This is a genomic window from Pseudomonas batumici, from assembly GCF_036585405.1.
Lineage (GTDB): Bacteria > Pseudomonadota > Gammaproteobacteria > Pseudomonadales > Pseudomonadaceae > Aquipseudomonas > Aquipseudomonas batumici.
Genome location: NZ_CP144470.1, coordinates 4,418,457 through 4,434,568, shown reverse-complemented (window position 1 = coordinate 4,434,568; position 16,112 = coordinate 4,418,457). Strand labels below are relative to the sequence as shown.

Here is a 16,112-nt window from a genome sequence, read left to right as displayed (position 1 = left end):
GTGCCATAACGAGACCGTTATGCCCAGACTGACAGCCCTGCTTCTGTTGCTGCTGCTTACCTGGACCGCAACGGCTGGAGCGTTGAATCTCACCGATGAGGAACGTGACTGGCTCAAGGCCCACCCGCAGCTGCGCCTGGGTGTCGATGCGTCGTGGCCGCCATTCGAGTTCAGGGGGGAAGACGGCGCCTACCATGGCTTGGCGGCCGACTACATCCACCTGATCGAAGAGCGCCTGAACATCAAGCTCACCCCCATCGAACCGGTGAGCTGGACCGAGGTACTGCAACTGGCGAAGACGGGCCAGGTCGACCTGCTGCCCGGCATCATGTCGACCCCGGAACGGCAGGCCTACCTGTCCTTTACCCGCCCCTACCTGGATTTTCCGATTGTCATCCTCGCCCATGAGGGCGGTGCCAAACCCCATGACATGAAAGACCTCTATGGCCTGAAGATCGCCGTGGTGGAGAACTACGCGCCCCACGAGCTGTTACGCAGCCATCATCCGGACCTCAACCTCGTGGCCCTGCCCAACGTCAGCTCGGCCCTGCAGGCCCTGGCCACCGACGAGGTCGACGCTGTCATCGGCGATCTCGCCTCCAGTGTCTGGAGCCTGCGCCAGCTCAAGCTCGAAGGGCTCTACGTCAGCGGCGAAACGCCCTATCGCTACCAGTTGGCGATGGCCGTGCCCCAGGACCAGAAAATCTTCGTCGGCATTCTCGACAAGGTCATGGCCGACATGAGCGTCGCCGAGACCGAGGCCATCCAGAAACGCTGGGTGGGCAACATCCCGATCAACCCCTCTTCTTGGACCGACCTGCTGCTCTACGGCTTGCCCGGCGTCCTGCTGCTGGTCAGCGTGCTGGCCGTGGTGATCCGCATCAACCGCCGCCTGAGTTCGGAAATCGCCCGGCGCGTGGCCCTCGAGCAGGAACTGCGCAGCAGCGAATACCATTACCGCGGCCTGGTGGAGAGCCTATCGGCCATCGCCTGGGAAGCGCGGATGGATTTCACCTACACCTATGTCTCGCCCCATGCCGAAGCCTTGCTGGGTTATCCGCTGGCCCATTGGCTGATTCCCGGATTCTGGCGCAGCATTACCCACCCCGCCGACCTGACCCGTGCCCAGGCGTTCTGTGACAAGGAAATAACCGAAGGGCGCGACCACACCCTCGACTATCGGGTGATCAGCGCCGATGGCCGCACGCTATGGGTACGCGATCTGGTCAGCCTGATCGAACACGACCACGAACCGCTCATACGCGGCCTGATGATCGACATCAGCGAAATCAAGCGCACCGAGGAAGCGCTGCGCCTGTCGGAACAGAAATTCGCCTCGGTCTTCCAGCAATGCCCGGACATCCTGGTCATCGCCCGCCTGTCCGACGGCCACCTGCTGGAAGTCAACAAGGCCTTCGAGGAACAGATAGGCCTGAACGCCCGGGACGTGATCGGACGCACCGCCACCGAGCTCAACATCTGGGCCGTCGACGGCGTGGGCGCGGGACTGCTGCAGCGCTTGCAGGGCGGCAGTATCCGCAACCTGGAAATGCCCTTCAGACGCAGCAATGGCCAACTGTTCACCGGCCTGATCTCCGCCGAGCCTTTCGAACTCGACACCACACCCGCCCTGGTGGTGGTGGTCCGGGACATCAGCCAGCTCAAGCAAACCCAGCAACAACTGCAAACATCCGAAGAGAAGTTCGCCAAGGCCTTCCACGCCTCCCCCGACGGCCTGCTGCTGAGCCGGCAAAGCGACGGCTTGCTGCTGGAGGTCAACGACGGTTTCAGTCGCCTTACCGGCTACAACAGCGCCACCTCGCTGGACCGTTCAACCCTGGACCTGGGCCTGTGGGTCAACCTGAACGAACGCAAGCACCTGCTCGAACTGCTGCATCGCGATGGTTTTGTCCGTGACTTCAGTTGCCATATCCGCCGCAGCGACGGGCAGGTCCGCCTGTGCGAACTCTCCAGCCGGCCGCTGCCCATCGGCGGCGAGGACTGCATGCTGACCATCGCCCGGGACATCACCGAGCGCCACGTCATGCAGGAAAAGCTGCAACAGGCCGCCACCGTCTTCGAAAGCACCGCCGAAGGCGTATTGATCACCGACACCCAGCAACACATCAGCGCGGTCAACCGGGCCTTCAGCGAGATCACCGGCTACAGCGAAACCGAAGCCCTGGGCCATACCCCGCGCCTGCTAGCCTCCGGCCAGCACGACAGCGCCTTCTACGCGGCCATGTGGCATCAACTGACCGCCGAAGGCCATTGGCAGGGCGAGATCTGCAACCGGCGCAAGAACGGCGAGCTCTACCCCAGCTGGCTGACCATCAGTGCCGTGCGTAACCGCGATACTGTGGTCACCCACTTCGTCGCCGTATTCGCCGACATTTCGAGCCTCAAGCATGCCCAGGCCCGCCTGGACTACCAGGCCCACCACGACCCGTTGACCGGCCTGCCCAACCGCAGCCTGTTCGAAAGCCGCCTGCTGGCCGCGCTGAACAGCCAGAGCGAAAATGGCGGCCAGGGCGCCGTGCTGTTTCTCGGCCTCGACCGTTTCAAGCATATCAACGACAGCCTGGGCCATCCGGTCGGCGACCTGTTGCTCAAAGGCATTGCCGTCCGGCTCAAGGACCAGTTGCGCGACATCGACACCGTGGCCCGACTGGGCGGCGACGAGTTCATCATCCTGCTGCCGGGCCTGCACCAGGCCAGCGATGCCCTGCACCTGGCCAACAAGCTGCTGGGTTGCTTCAGCGCACCGTTCCAGGCCGGCGAGCACGAGTTCTTCATCAGCGCCAGCATCGGCACCAGCCTCTACCCCAAGGACGGCAACGATGTCGCCACCCTGATCAAGAACGCCGACGCGGCGATGTACCGCTCCAAGGCCAAGGGGCGTAACCGGGTCGAAAGCTACACCCGCGACCTCACGGCCCAGGCCAGCGAGCGTGTGGCCCTGGAGCACGAACTGCGCCGGGCCATCGAACGCCAGGAACTGCACCTGCTCTACCAGCCCAAGATCAGTCTCGACAGCGGTCAACTGGTGGGGGCCGAAGCCTTGATTCGCTGGCAGCACCCGACCCTTGGCGAGGTGCCACCCGAGCATTTCATTCCGTTGGCCGAAGAGAACGGCATGATCCTGCAAATTGGCGACTGGGTGCTGGAGCGCGCCTGCCGGCAGATGCAACGCTGGAACAGGACCCATCGCGACTTCGGCCCGCTCTCGGTCAACCTGGCCGGCGCGCAGTTGCGCCAACCGAACCTGCTCGCGCGGATCGAACAGTTGCTCAGGGATTACTGTCTCGAGCCTGGCTGCCTACAGTTGGAGATCACCGAAAACTTCATCATGAGCCAGGCCGAGGAGGCCCTGGAGGTCCTGCACCAGCTCAAGCGCCTGGGGGTGCAATTGGCCATTGACGACTTCGGCACCGGCTATTCGTCACTGAGCTACCTCAAGCGCCTGCCGTTGGACGTGCTGAAAATCGACCAGTCATTCGTTCGCGGCCTGCCGGATGATCCCCACGATGTCGCCATCGTCCGCGCCATCATCGCCCTGGGGCGCAGCATGCAGTTCACGGTGATTGCCGAGGGCGTGGAGAACCAGGCCCAGCAGGCTTTCCTGGCCGCCGAAGGTTGCGAACAGATCCAGGGCTACATCGTCAGCCTGCCGTTGCCGGCCGAAGAATTCGCCGCGACTTTTCTTCATATGACGCTTTCGGAGTTTTCGGATAGCACCCGCGAGAAACCATCGCTATAATTCGCGGCCTACTGAGGGCCTATAGCTCAGTTGGTTAGAGCAGAGGACTCATAATCCTTTGGTCCACGGTTCAAGTCCGTGTGGGCCCACCACCTCTGGAGGCCGCGTGTTACGCGGCCTTCGCATTTCTGGCAAAGCGAGTTTTCCGGCTCGAAAAACTGCCAAAAATCGCCTTCCGTCCAAGATTCGTCCAATCTCAAAATTTCTCGTTCTGAAGCGACCGGTTTTTTCTTCTTCGCAATCACCGTCAGCGGGTTCAGCTCGACCACCTCGGCCATGTGCCCCGGGCTGAAATGTGCGTATTTTTGTGTCATTGCCAAGGTCGAATGCCCGAGCACACGCTGGAGCGTCAAGATATCGCCACCGTTCATCATGTAGTGGCTTGCGAAGGTATGGCGCAATACATGAGTCAACTGGCCTTCGGGCAATTCCAAGCCGATTTTTTGGACTGACCGGCGGAAGGTGTTGTAGCAATACTTGAACGGCAGAGCTTTCTTGAGCCGGCTCTCAAGTTCCTTCGAGATGGGTACCGTACGGTTTTTACTGGATTTCGTTTTGCTGAAATGCACCAGTCCATTGCGAACCTGCCGGGGATGTAACTTTTGTGCCTCGCCCCACCGGGCGCCTGTCGCTAAACAAACCTCTGTCACCAGATGCGCGTCCGACTTTCGTGTATCCAAATCGGCCAACAACTCCACAATGTTTTCCGTCAGCAGGTAAGCCATTTCTGTTTCATCGAATTGAAGCTTACGAACCTTCGCCAGAGGGTTATCCCCTTCCCACTCTCCCAGCCGACTCAGTTCATTGAACACCGCCCGCAAGTAGGCGAGTTCGTGATTTAGCGTATTAGCGCTGACCGGCTTGCTCTCCTCCCCCTCCTTCGCAGCACATTTCCCCGGACTTGTCCTGGCATGCTTGCCCTCCGACCGTTCCGCACGATATTGCGAGAAATGGGCGGCACTGAACTTCGCTGCCTTGGGGTTCTTCATGCACTCGACCATGTTGCACAACAAGGACAAGCGTTCGGCGCCGGTCTTGAGATTGCGCCCATGGACGGCATACCAGCGATTCACCAGATCGAGCATCGATCTTGAATCATGCTTCACAGGCTTCGGTACAACCCCTTTGGCCAGATCCGCCATCAGTTGGTTCTGGTACTTCAGGGCCTCATTGCGCGTCCGAAACACTTTCCGCGTGCGATACCCGTAGCTACCATCCGGCCGGAAGTCCACCTCATAGCGACCATCCTGCAATTTTCGAATAGCCATACTCCTCCACTGCTTCCTAGCAGTCCTCAGTCCCCCCTATCAGAGGGGTGATTTGTCCGCACTCCGAGCAGGTCTTCCCAGTCACCAGCCACAGCGCGTATTTCTCAAACTGCGGATGGGTCGTGACCTTCAGCAGCTCGACCGAATTGACCGACTTGCTGCGCCCGTACTCGTAGCTTTTCAACGTCTCCAGCTTGATGCCCGTCAGTTCGCAGAACTCTCTCTGGCCCAACCGTTCGGTGAGACGTATCTCCTTGAGCTTGATGCCCAGCTCCATATTCACCTCTTGACAAAGTGTATGTAAATACATAATTTGTGTATGAATGTACACATTAGCTGCACATACATACACGGAGCTTACCAAATGCAGATCTGTATCGACACGCCCTATACCACCGTGCGGGAGCTCGCGCGTCGCTCTGGTCAGTCTGAGCGTGCCATCCGCCACGACATCCAGCACGGGCGCCTCCTGATCAGGGAAAAAGACGACGGCTCCAAAAAGGCCGTTCTGGTCAACATGATCGCGCTGCTGGCCGAAGCCGCCGCCCAGGCCGAGCGCGTCAACACCCATGACGGTTTGCGCTAAGGGGGCGGCATGAAACCCAAACACGACCAGAAACACTTCGACGAGCTCTACCGCACGGACGTCCTGAACGCCCTGGAGCAAGACCCCCAGCTCGACTTCGAAGACATCGGCGACAGGTACCTGCAAAAAGGTAAATGCCCGAATTGCGGCCAGCGCCGACTATTCATCAGTCGAGAAAAACCCTATGTGCTGAAATGCAATCGCGAGTCCGAATGCCAGTTCGAAGAGAAGACCCACGAGCGTTACCACTACCTGTTCGAAAACCTGAGTGAGCGTTTCCCCGCCACCAACGAACAGCCCAACGCCACGGCCGACGCCTATCTGCAGCGCAACCGCGGATTCGATATCCAACGCCTGCAAGGCTGGTACGAACAGGGCCGGCGCAAGCTCGCCAACGGCACCTGGGCCGACACCGTGCGCTTCCCCCTGTGCAACGGCTACTGGGAACGCCTCATCGACACCACTGCGGTCACGGCCAATGACGGCATCAAGGCCGGTATCAAATACGGCATGTCCTATAAGGCCAGCGGCTGGATGCCCAAGGGCATGACCATCGACAGCAATGATCGGGTCTACATCGTCGAAGGCATCTTCCACGCCATCGCCCTGCACCTGGCCGGATTCAAAGCCATTGCCGCGATCAGCTGCGTCAACTTCCCGTGGGACATCATCGAGGCCCACAAGGGCAAGCTGATCACCTGGGTCATCGCCCTGGACGATGACGCGGCTGGCCACAAATACATCCCCAAATACCTGAGCCAACTGCGCGAGATACACGAAATCGGCTGGGTCGCCCTGGCCGGTGAGCGCGACTGGGACGATGTCTACCGCGACCGCCAACTGACCGCCGACTTCATGCAAGAGGCCTGCTATCGAGGGCGCCTGTTCACCGCCGAGACCACCGCCAAACTCGCCTACCTGCTCTACCTGCGCCGCCCTGTGGCTTTCTACCTGATGGAGTTCCGCAACCGCCTCTACTCCGCCCGCGTCAACCAGGCCGAACTGGGCAAAGACCTGGGAGACGACAAGGTCGAGGGCAACCGCGAAACCTTCACCCGCCACCTGAAAATCAAACAGGTCGCGAACTGCATCCCTGACCTGGAGTACCTGGAAAAGGACATCGTCACGGGCGAACAGCGCTACTTCTTCGACTTCCGCTTCCCGGACAAAAGCCGCAGTTGCAAAGCCCCCCTGGCCCCGGGCTCGATCACCGACCCACGCGGCTTTGCCCGCTCGCTGCTCGAACACACCCCGGGCGGCAACTTCGAAGGCGGCGAAAGCGTCCTGGCCATGCTCAAAGCCAAATGGCTCAACGACGAATCCCGCGCCGTGCGCACCGTCCGAAGCCTGCCGTTCGTGGGCTATGACGACACCAGCGGCATCTACTGCTTTCCCGGCTATGGCTACTACCAAGGCCGCGAACTACCGGTCAACAAACACGGCTTCATAGAGGTCGGCAGCGACGGAGTTAAAACCACACTCAACACCTTTGCGATGGACAAGGGCCAGGACTTCGACCCGGAATGGTTCCCGGACTTCCTCGCCGTCAACGGCCTGAACGGGCTGGCCGTCCTGTCCTGGTGGACCGCCTCCTTCTTTGTCCAGCAGATCGGCGTCCGCCAGGGCTCATTCGCCGTACTCGAATTCACCGGCGATCCCGGCGCGGGGAAAACCACCCTGCTGCGTTTCCTCTGGCGCCTGGCCGGGCGCGCCAACGAAGAAGGCACTCGTCCCAGCGGCACGGGCGCGAGTGCCGTGGGCCTTTCCCGCGCCTTCGCCGAAGTGAGCAATCTGCCCGTGGTGCTGATCGAATCGGACCGCGAATACACCGACGCCCAGGGCCGCAAAGTCATCGTGCAGTTCAACTTCGACGACTATAAAAACCTGTTCGACTACCACGCCAAACTGCGCGTGACAGGGGCCAAAACCACCGGCAACGAAACGCGCACCACGCTATGGCGCGGCGCCCTGGCCATCTCACAAAACGCCAGTGTCGACGCCTCCATAGCCTTCCTGTCGCGCATCGTTCACCTGCATGCCAGCAAGGAACACCACTCCCTGGCCCTCAAACCTTTGGCCGATCGCCTCAAAGCCTTGGACGCCCGATACCTGGGCGGGTATCTGCGCCGTTGCCTGTCATTCGAACAAGGCTGGCTCGATCGCTACTTCGAAGTTTTCCCCCGTTTCGAGCAGCGCATGCAGGCGGTCGGGGCCATTACCGACGCCCGGATAACCATGACCCATGCCCAGATACTGGCAGCCGCCTACGCCACACAAGCGCTGTTCCCGGCCTGGACCGATGCCGATACCGAGCAACTCGCCAAACATCTGGAAGTGCGAGCCATCGATCGACAACAACGCTGCCGCTTGGAACACCCAGACGCCGCTGCGTTCTGGCAGATCTATCAGTACCTCAACGAGCGCCGGGTCAGCATCACCGACGCCCACGGCACCCGCGAGGAGATTCACGAAACCCTCAATCACAGCAGCGACCGCGGCGTCATCGCCATCAACATCGAACACTTTCAGGAGGCCTGTCGCAAAGCCGGCCAGGAGGTACTGACGCGGGTGCAACTCCAGCGCGCCCTGCCAAAAAGCACGACCTACACCTTCATGGAAAGCCGGAAGACCTATTCCCGGCTCGAACGCCGCACCATCAACTGCTGGCTGTTCAAGAAACACAGATAACTAACTGACTAGAAAGCGTTTTTCACCCAAGGGGATCGGCTGCCTGCGATTTGACCAAGAGCCTGTGTGCGGTGCCATTTTCCATCTGTAATTTTTGAACTAAGAGGTAAATATCAAATGAATACAGCTACTTATAAAACTACCCTGCTGGAAGTTCAGTGTCCGACGCTGAACCACTTTTCATTACAGCCACATTCCATTACTTCCCGCCTGGTTGAACTCCGCTACGGGCCTTTAAAAACGGGGGCTCCAGAGCTTTATCCACACCTCGATAGTTCAGCGCATTCCACCCCCGCTGAACGACCCGTAGCCGCACGCGAAACACCACAGAACAAGGCCAAACGGCCCTCCCATCCGGCCATGATTCAAAAATTCCAGACGCCGAGAGCCCGCCCGCGAACTTCATCCACGCCGGTACGACGGTGACCGAACTTTCGGAACAGGAAGCCTTTCGCCGCGACTGCCTTGCCCGCCATCTGCTGACCCGGTGGAGCCGGCAGGAAATCGTCGACTGGCTCAACGACCCGAAGAAAAAAACCGCTTTGCGTGAAGACATGCGGATGCGGCTCAACACCCAGCGACATCAACTTTCTCAACCACGAAACAAGGATCAACACCCATGACCAACAACCTCAACGGCCTGCCCAAGAGCCTCGTCGAAATGCTGATTTACCGCGAAATACGCCCCTTCATCGTCCTGGCCGGTGAACGCGCCCTGAACCGTTTGGTTCATGTTGCCCAACAGGACTTCGGGCAGAGCCGCATCGTCGGTCGGTTCCTACTCGGTCTTTACGACGGCGACAGCTACGCGTTCGACCTGACCGAATTGCGTTCACTGGACCTGGCGTTGTTCCAGGACTGCATGAGCGTCCTGTCGCTGGATTACCAGCCAGAAGTTGAGGTGCATCAGCGATTGGAGGACGGCCAAAAGATCTGGGCCCAACTGGTGAAACGCTGGGCCCCGGTGGTGACGCACTGATGGACATCTTCTACAGCGTCAACGGCGATGCCGAGCGCATCACGCTGCCCAACCATTACTACGATGTCTGCACCCCGACGAACCTGGCGGAACTGGTCGCCAGCTTCTACTGGCGCCAGCGCCCTCTGGACCCACCGAGAAAGGTCAGCGTCGTTCACTTGAGACGGGTGGACGGAATCGACATGGGCACTTTCGAAGTCGTGCGCAGCCTGCGCCCGGTCTACACGGCGAGCCCCACGCGGGAAGCCTGAAAAGATGGGGCTGAGGGGGAGAGCTTGCCGGCGCCCCCTCGGCATCCGTATCAACCACGGAGCAACACACCGATGAACCCTGAACAGCACGACGCTTTCGAGCCCTACACGTCCACAGTCCTGATGCACTACTGCCTGATGCGCAGGCCCCGGCCCGATTCTACGGACCCGCAACTCGCCGGACAAATGCGGGGCGACGTCTTCGTCTCCGTCCGGATCGTCAGGCAGGTGCCACGCGACAATGCCCTGCTGGGCCTCGCTTATGAGCGGTTGCAACAGTCCCTGGTGGCCTTGGGGCAAACGCCTCAAGCGAACCAAGCACTGCGCCGTGACATTCGATTATTGCTGCTGGCCCTGAGCGCCAGACGACGCGCCGAAAAACCACAGGGAGAGCCTCGCCATGGATGACACCCCCGAGCCCGTCAATGTCGAAGACCTGGTGAAAAGCCTGTACCACGGGCAAGTACCGATCTACCGGGCCAGCCCGGCCCGTGAAAAGCAGGCCCGCTTACAGCTCGGCGTGACGACGGCCTTTCATATCTACCACGCCAGCCATGTGCTGGAGGTCTACACGGAGCTCGGCGTGTTCCAAGTGCAATTGCCCCGACACGAGTTCCTGGTGGGCATGGTCGACGCCATGGGCACCCGACGGCTCGGCATGGTGAGATTTGAAGGCATACAGGATAAAGACGGTTGGTAGAACGTCGAAAAAACTGAGTCCAGATAGAGGGCGTTTAGGCGTCCTCTGTTTTGGCCGGTTGCACTTCTAGCTCCAGAGAAAAGCACACCAAGCATGTAAGACTTTGCCTTACTCAATCATGGAAAAAATGAAATCCAAGTGACGCAGCGGCCCCGACAAGGAAGATCAAGAAAACTGCTATCAGACTTTTCTTGAAATATTCAACAACAAATAAGCAGACTACACAAAAATGAGAAATGCTTGTCAGAACTGGATTTAAATTCAGAAAACTCTCACTGTGAAAATATTCTCTTTAAAAACAATCACTTAGAAATCAAGGTTTTCACTTGAAATATATATACACCCCCCAAGACCTCATCAGCCATAACCTTGACTGTTTATTTCATTCGTCCCTAAAGTATGTCGGAGTCTTCCGACTATCAAAGGAGAAATAAGTTTGGCAAACCTGGACTGCAAAGTAATAGAGGCGTTGGACACGATCAACGAAGTCTCGTGTGTTGTCACCTGTATGGGAGTGGCTGTTGCCGCCAGGGCATTGGATGAATACGAAAGCAGCGGTGTCACCGCTGTCCTCCGTTGGTCGACTCAACGGCTGGATGACAGCTTAAGCGTGCTGAAGAGAGCCGTATTTCAGGACGACAAAGCGCCCAACTGATCGAACAGCTCTCGCTGTTTGGCCGCTGGCAGCTCACGCAGGCGGTCAAACAGCAACTGATCGCCACTCCCGGCCGGTGGTCGCAGGCTATGGGAGTAGGTCAGGTTCATGACGAACGTGTGACCACAGACAGGGTCCAGACATTGGCAGTACAGCTTGGTGAACGCAGACGAAAGCTGCTCCCGCGAAGCGATACGGCCCTTGGCCCCACAACTACCACAATAGATACGCAATGACCTGTCCCCCGACGTATGGCGTAACACGCTAAAAACACAATATCTGGGGGACTTTAACATCTTGGGCACCAGATCTAGGCGCCGAGATAACATCTTGAATAGGTTTAGCCCTTTACGCTGTTACGCTTTTGGCTATATTTTCAGTATATGTATCCATTCAATGCTTTACGCGTAGCAGGATGGACCTGTCCTACAAAATCGCAGGGCAAACACAACGAGGCACCGCAGACATGGCGAAGTACAAACTGGATTTCGACGCATTTTCTTCCGTTCTGAACCTGTATCCCGACGGCGACCCCTACGAGGAAGCTGGCAGGCTGGCCAAGAAGGTCACTGAGGGTTTGCCGCTCACTCAAAACACTCGGACAGATCAAAGCATGTCCGCCTTGAAATCAATTGTTGATATTGATCGCTATAGCAGCGCCTGTAGTTTGGGTAGTGATATCAAAAGGCTAACTGACGACTACCAAGCCGCCTCCAAACAATTTTTTGCAACGGTGCGTAACTCCAGGCGAACTCAAGCCTAAGGATCGATCCTTAACCGATGATAAAACATACAGAATCTGAAGCATCTGGTGAAAAAGAAATAGCACTCGAATTAGACCCCACCGCTGACTCCGGCGAAATCGTAGAAGAAGTTTCCGCAGCGCTGCAAGCGTTGGGGGAATACGATCCCGCCATCAGCGCACTGCTCAAAAGTAGCCAAAGCAAAGCCACTCTCGACGCAATCTCGATGGTCGCCATTTCGATTGCCGAAGAGCGTCATCTTGCAGGTACTTTGTCAGCACGACAACTGAGGGAGTACGAATCCGTTGTAGAAGGCGGCGCCCACCTCATGTTCGAGTTGATGAAAACCGAGCAAACTCATCGACATAAAATGGAAATGGGTATGCTTGATGTTCGTAAAGAAGAACTCACTGCAACATTAAATAATCAAGCTACCGACCTGACGGTTAAGTCGAATTCATTGAACCTGATCGAACAGCGTGAACGGCGAGGCCAGAACATCGGCGGCGCTTTGGCTTTTGGGGTACTGCTACTGGGCGGGTATCTCATCCACTTAGGGCATCCTGAAATCGGTGCTGGCATGATCGGCTCTACGATGGTTGCCATCGCAGCCGTTTTCGTGACACGCAGACGACCTAAAAAGCCTGGTCAATAATCGCTCAATGAAAGCGCCTGCGCGGCTGATGCAGGCGTTATGCTGCTCTCCATCCATCTCAGCAGTCTCTTCTCTGGCAACCGTGTCTATTTGGACAACGGCGGCATAGATATGCCTACCAAGTAACACACTTTAGCGCTGAACAATACGAACAGCCACTGACAACTTCTTAAACTCCATTGTTTAACCAAGGAAGGTTGAAATATGTCCTGCCACTGCATTGGGCAACAGATTCATTCTATCAATAGCTTCGCGACAACTAGTTTGCATCGCTCCACTGTAACTCTCTCCATAGGCAAGGTTCCATTTTATTTGAGGGGTTAGCTTCATAGCTGTGTATAGTTTCGGGCCACACCCTCCAGGCAATTTCATGACATTTCCATTGAAACGGAAATTCCATGGCATTGAGGTAGCGGCGCACGGGATTCTTGATATATAAATATCAATTTCATGAGGCGGCATTGATAGCATCATTAGCTTTTGAATAAGAAATTCTTCGGCGTGACCTCCAATCTGATTTTCCGAAGGCGCATGAGTAAAACCTCTCAAGGCGGCCCCAGTAGATTTACCGTTTGCCCCCACAAGAAACGCCGAATTATTCATAGCTTGTCTTTGGAGTTTTTCTACTGGGTGATGCAAGGCTACTCCATCTCTAAAAAAATTCTCCCGCCCACTCCTATAGCCCGCATCCCATATGGCTTCCAAGGTTTGATCGTTATTGTCAAAGCGATAAATAAGATAGACGTTATTATTGGCTGCTCTTAACGTTTCACACTGATTGTACAGATCGGCTACAGGTGCGGTAAATGTAAATGCCATGTTAAGCCTCGCTCATTTAACGTTCCGTCTCGGGTCTGAGGGACCTTAGTTTCCTTCCTTGCCGAGACTCGTACGACAGCACGGCACAGGAGTCTAGTCAAGAATAGGGAACTCGTTATCTGGCCTGGGCTTTGCCATTCGTCCATCCGACCGCCCGCCCCTTAGGCAGACGGCTATTAATTTGCAAGAACAACTGCTGAATCGGCCGTATTTCATTATTCGTATACACCCGGTCGATCTTCTCGATATCCCCAAACCCAGCCGCATTTTCCGGCATCACCCCGGCCAACGCTGGGTTCATCCGCCACGCAGCGATCACGTCGTTGCGCGTGATGTTCTTCACCCGTTCGAATTCGTCCTTCGTCGCAATATCCCCCACCGGGATGATCTGAATCGCCTTGTCACTCCCACCCGGAATGTTCACGAACAACGACCGAAAATTCCCGACGCCCTTGCTCCCGGCAATCTGGTGCTTCAGCCGTTTCTCATCCTCTTCCGACAGGTCGGGGTCGTTGGTATAAAACACGTACCCCGCATGGGCGCCGTTGTTGTAATAGCGGCGCCGAAACAGGGTCGCCGACTCGTTCAACAGCAACGCATGCATACCCCCCAAGTAATCCGGCACACCGTAGATATCCTGCTCCACGTCGTACTCCTTCACGTGCTCCACCTCGTCCGCGTCAAAGTGCAGCTCCTTCCCATGGGGCAACAGCATCACAAACCCACCGCCGACCTTGCAGCGCATATTGATCGCCGGCAGGTGGCGCAGCTCCAGCACCTGCCCGATCACATTACGCAGCCGTTGAAAGTACGCCTCCCCGAACACCATGAAGTCCAGCGCGGCGCGCCCCATGGTCGCGGCACTGCACCCCGCCGATGGTTGGAAGTCACGCAACAACAGATTGCGCTTGAAGCGCGGGATCGTGCCGTGGTGCGCGTTGGCGCGGAGCAACCGGGCCAACCCGATACGAGACACGGGCGGCGTGTAAAAACGCCCGTCGTGGCTGGCGAACACGCCCAGATACCCGCCCAGCTCGTTGGACAGCACCGGTTCCGGCTCGCCAAAACTGAACACCTGCATCGGGCGCTTCTCTTGAGGTTGCTGCTTGAGTACGGTCATCACGGCCTTCGACGGTCGACCAGCGGCTTTTGCGCTGTTTGTTGAAATTGAGGGGTTCTTTCGCCAGGGCATGCATTACCGCCCAGGCAATATCGGCGTGACCGGTGGCCTCGGTCCGGGACGCGCTGTAGGTGATCTGGCCGCTGGCCGTGGCGCCACGCTTGATCGTCAGGAAGGCGGCGGCGATATCGTTCCAACCGGCGTCCCACTCGATACGCGTCCCTTGGATGGTGTCCTGAGCCTTGAGCACCAGCGCGTTCTTCGTCTCCAGGCTGTAATGGATCGGCGTTGCCCGCGGGAAGAACTCACGCACCAGGTCAAACACGCCGTAGCCCACGCCCGTGACATCGATCCCGATGTGCTGGACGTTGAAGCGCTCGCACAGCTTTTTGACCTGGGCCGCTTGATAGGTGAAGGAGTGGCCGCGCCAGGAATGTTTTTCCAGAATGCGAAACCGTCCCCCCGGTTCCAACGGCGGCGCCACCACCACGCAAGTGGCATCGTCGCGGGTCCGACTGGGGTCATAACCGATCCACACCGGGCTGTTGCCGAAGGGGCGCTTGGCCTTCGGATCAGTGTTGTAGTCGGTCCACAGACTGAGGTCCGAATAGCAGCGCTCCAGGTCGGCCAGGTGGAACACACTCTGCGTGCTGTCGATGAATTGGCACAGGTAAATCTGCTCGAATACTTCGTCCGAGTTTTCCAGGCGCAACTGCTCAAGGTCGAACAGGTCACAGCCACCGGCAATGGCGTCGTGGATGTTGATGATCTTGCGCCACTGCCCGTCTGGACAGAGTGCCCCTTTGCGTAGCTCGGCCTCGCCTGGGAATCGCTGGCTGGCGTTTTTATGCTTGCCTCGGCGAAACTCATCGCCCGTCCAGAACGGATAGGCCTGATGGCTGGTGGCGCTAGGCGTCGAGAAGTAGGTTTTGCGCCATTTTTTGTGGGTGGCCATGGCACCGGCCAAGGTGTTGAGTTTGGAGAAGTCGCGGATCCAGAAATACTCATCCACATACACATGACCGTGGTAGCCCTGGGCGGTGCTGCTGTTGGTACTCAGGAAACGCAACTCGGCGCCGTTGCTCAGAATGATCGGGTTGCCCGTCAGTTCCAGGCCAAACCATTTCTGCGCAAAATGGATGATGTAGTTACGAAAAATCTCCGACTGGGACCGGCTGGCCGAAAGGAACATCTGATTGTCACCGGTCAGCACCGCGTCCATGAACGCTTCGCCGGCGAAGTAATAAGTTAGGCCGGACTGACGGCACTTGAGCACGTTGCGAATCCGCCGCGTCAGCGAGTTCTGTTTGGCCTCGAACAGTTCTTTCTGATAGCCGTATAGCTGGCTGGTGAATTTCTCCAGGAAGTCCAGTTCGGTCAGGTGAGAGATGTCGTTTTTGACCGGTTTGGGCTTTTTCTTCCGATGGCCGTCCGGGTCGTGTTGCCTGGGGCGCTCGCCTCGCTCTTCACGGGGCTCTACCTGTCGCTCGCCGGTCAGCGACTTCGCGCACTGCTTCAGCAGCCGCTCGCGCACGGTGGTCAGCCGGTCCAACTCGTCCAGCTCGCCTTTGGCCAGCGACCCCGATTTTTCCAGCAACAAGGTGATGCGCCGGCTCACCGCCGTCAGCGGCTCCTCGTCAGACAGCAAGTCATCCCAACCGCCTTTCTCGATCCAGTAGTAGACGATACGGACGTTGGACAGCTTGAGCTGGACCTGAATTTCTCGCGGCTTGCAGCGACGCAAATAGAGGCGTTTGGCCGTTTCTTTGATTTCGATGGAATAGGGCATGAAGCGCAGTTTATGCAGCGAAAATCAGCGAAACCCGCTCAAAAACTCCGCAAATATCCTATTTATCGTTTCTAGGAGAAACGCGCAGTAGAACCGTTT

15 protein-coding genes, 1 tRNA gene and 1 pseudogene are annotated in these 16,112 nt (G+C 57.7%); 11 read left to right on the top strand and 6 right to left on the bottom strand.

Annotation, left to right across the window (positions count from 1 at the left end):
* Positions 1 to 19 precede the first annotated feature (19 nt).
* Both NUH87_RS20105 and NUH87_RS20100 read left to right on the top strand, forming a co-directional pair.
* Positions 20 to 3,760, top strand: a complete 3,741-nt coding sequence (locus tag NUH87_RS20105) for a bifunctional diguanylate cyclase/phosphodiesterase (protein ID WP_338522440.1) — start codon at positions 20 to 22, stop codon at positions 3,758 to 3,760.
* Between the two features lie 15 nt (positions 3,761 to 3,775).
* Positions 3,776 to 3,852: transfer RNA gene (locus NUH87_RS20100), tRNA-Ile, on the top strand.
* A gap of 255 nt (positions 3,853 to 4,107) precedes the next feature.
* On the opposite strand, the pseudogene NUH87_RS31315 reads toward NUH87_RS20100, so the two are convergent.
* Positions 4,108 to 4,845: pseudogene (locus tag NUH87_RS31315) on the bottom strand (phage integrase); the annotation flags it as partial.
* Between the two features lie 199 nt (positions 4,846 to 5,044).
* Positions 5,045 to 5,305: a helix-turn-helix transcriptional regulator gene (locus NUH87_RS20090; protein ID WP_338522439.1), complete on the bottom strand. Its 261-nt coding sequence runs from the start codon at positions 5,303 to 5,305 to the stop codon at positions 5,045 to 5,047.
* 87 nt (positions 5,306 to 5,392) lie between these two features.
* Here NUH87_RS20090 and NUH87_RS20085 point away from each other — a divergent pair, with 87 nt between their 5' ends.
* The 7 genes from NUH87_RS20085 to NUH87_RS20055 all read left to right on the top strand — a co-directional run bounded on the left by NUH87_RS20085 (position 5,393) and on the right by NUH87_RS20055 (position 10,232).
* Positions 5,393 to 5,614: a hypothetical protein gene (locus NUH87_RS20085; RefSeq protein WP_338522438.1), complete on the top strand. Its 222-nt coding sequence runs from the start codon at positions 5,393 to 5,395 to the stop codon at positions 5,612 to 5,614.
* Between the two features lie 9 nt (positions 5,615 to 5,623).
* Positions 5,624 to 8,302 (top strand): toprim domain-containing protein, encoded by a 2,679-nt coding sequence (locus tag NUH87_RS20080; RefSeq protein WP_338522437.1) that lies wholly within the window; start codon positions 5,624 to 5,626, stop codon positions 8,300 to 8,302.
* A gap of 422 nt (positions 8,303 to 8,724) precedes the next feature.
* Entirely contained in the window at positions 8,725 to 8,925 is a 201-nt protein-coding gene (locus tag NUH87_RS20075) for a hypothetical protein (protein ID WP_338522436.1), read from the top strand.
* The gene (locus NUH87_RS20070) at positions 8,922 to 9,281 is read left to right on the top strand and encodes a DUF7673 family protein (RefSeq protein ID WP_338522435.1); all 360 of its coding nucleotides are present in this window, start codon (positions 8,922 to 8,924) and stop codon (positions 9,279 to 9,281) included. The genes NUH87_RS20075 and NUH87_RS20070 overlap by 4 nt, the downstream gene beginning before the upstream one ends.
* Entirely contained in the window at positions 9,281 to 9,532 is a 252-nt protein-coding gene (locus NUH87_RS20065) for a hypothetical protein (protein WP_338522434.1), read from the top strand. Before NUH87_RS20070 ends, NUH87_RS20065 begins: the two co-directional genes overlap by 1 nt.
* 72 nt (positions 9,533 to 9,604) lie before the next feature.
* On the top strand, positions 9,605 to 9,940 hold the full coding sequence (locus tag NUH87_RS20060) for a hypothetical protein (RefSeq protein WP_338522433.1): 336 nt from the start codon (positions 9,605 to 9,607) through the stop codon (positions 9,938 to 9,940).
* The gene (locus tag NUH87_RS20055) at positions 9,933 to 10,232 is read left to right on the top strand and encodes a hypothetical protein (RefSeq protein ID WP_338522432.1); all 300 of its coding nucleotides are present in this window, start codon (positions 9,933 to 9,935) and stop codon (positions 10,230 to 10,232) included. Before NUH87_RS20060 ends, NUH87_RS20055 begins: the two co-directional genes overlap by 8 nt.
* A 630-nt stretch (positions 10,233 to 10,862) precedes the next feature.
* On the opposite strand, the gene NUH87_RS20050 is transcribed toward NUH87_RS20055, so the two are convergent.
* Positions 10,863 to 11,120 (bottom strand): ogr/Delta-like zinc finger family protein, encoded by a 258-nt coding sequence (locus NUH87_RS20050; RefSeq protein WP_338522431.1) that lies wholly within the window; start codon positions 11,118 to 11,120, stop codon positions 10,863 to 10,865.
* Between the two features lie 182 nt (positions 11,121 to 11,302).
* Here NUH87_RS20050 and NUH87_RS20045 point away from each other — a divergent pair, with 182 nt between their 5' ends.
* Together NUH87_RS20045 and NUH87_RS20040 are read left to right on the top strand one after the other, a co-directional pair.
* A complete protein-coding gene (locus NUH87_RS20045; RefSeq protein ID WP_338522430.1) occupies positions 11,303 to 11,650 on the top strand; it encodes a hypothetical protein in 348 nt (115 codons plus the stop codon).
* A 17-nt stretch (positions 11,651 to 11,667) separates the two neighbouring features.
* Positions 11,668 to 12,285, top strand: coding sequence for a DUF2335 domain-containing protein (locus NUH87_RS20040; RefSeq protein ID WP_338522429.1), 618 nt, complete (start codon positions 11,668 to 11,670; stop codon positions 12,283 to 12,285).
* Positions 12,286 to 12,468: 183 nt separating this feature from the next.
* Here NUH87_RS20040 and NUH87_RS20035 read toward each other — a convergent pair whose 3' ends face one another.
* The 3 genes from NUH87_RS20035 to NUH87_RS20025 all read right to left on the bottom strand — a co-directional run bounded on the left by NUH87_RS20035 (position 12,469) and on the right by NUH87_RS20025 (position 16,013).
* On the bottom strand, positions 12,469 to 13,104 hold the full coding sequence (locus tag NUH87_RS20035; protein WP_338522428.1) for a hypothetical protein: 636 nt from the start codon (positions 13,102 to 13,104) through the stop codon (positions 12,469 to 12,471).
* 115 nt (positions 13,105 to 13,219) lie between these two features.
* On the bottom strand, positions 13,220 to 14,056 hold the full coding sequence (locus NUH87_RS20030; RefSeq protein ID WP_338522427.1) for a phage portal protein: 837 nt from the start codon (positions 14,054 to 14,056) through the stop codon (positions 13,220 to 13,222).
* Positions 13,992 to 16,013 (bottom strand): terminase large subunit domain-containing protein, encoded by a 2,022-nt coding sequence (locus NUH87_RS20025; RefSeq protein ID WP_338522426.1) that lies wholly within the window; start codon positions 16,011 to 16,013, stop codon positions 13,992 to 13,994. Before NUH87_RS20025 ends, NUH87_RS20030 begins: the two co-directional genes overlap by 65 nt.
* Positions 16,014 to 16,112 lie beyond the last annotated feature (99 nt).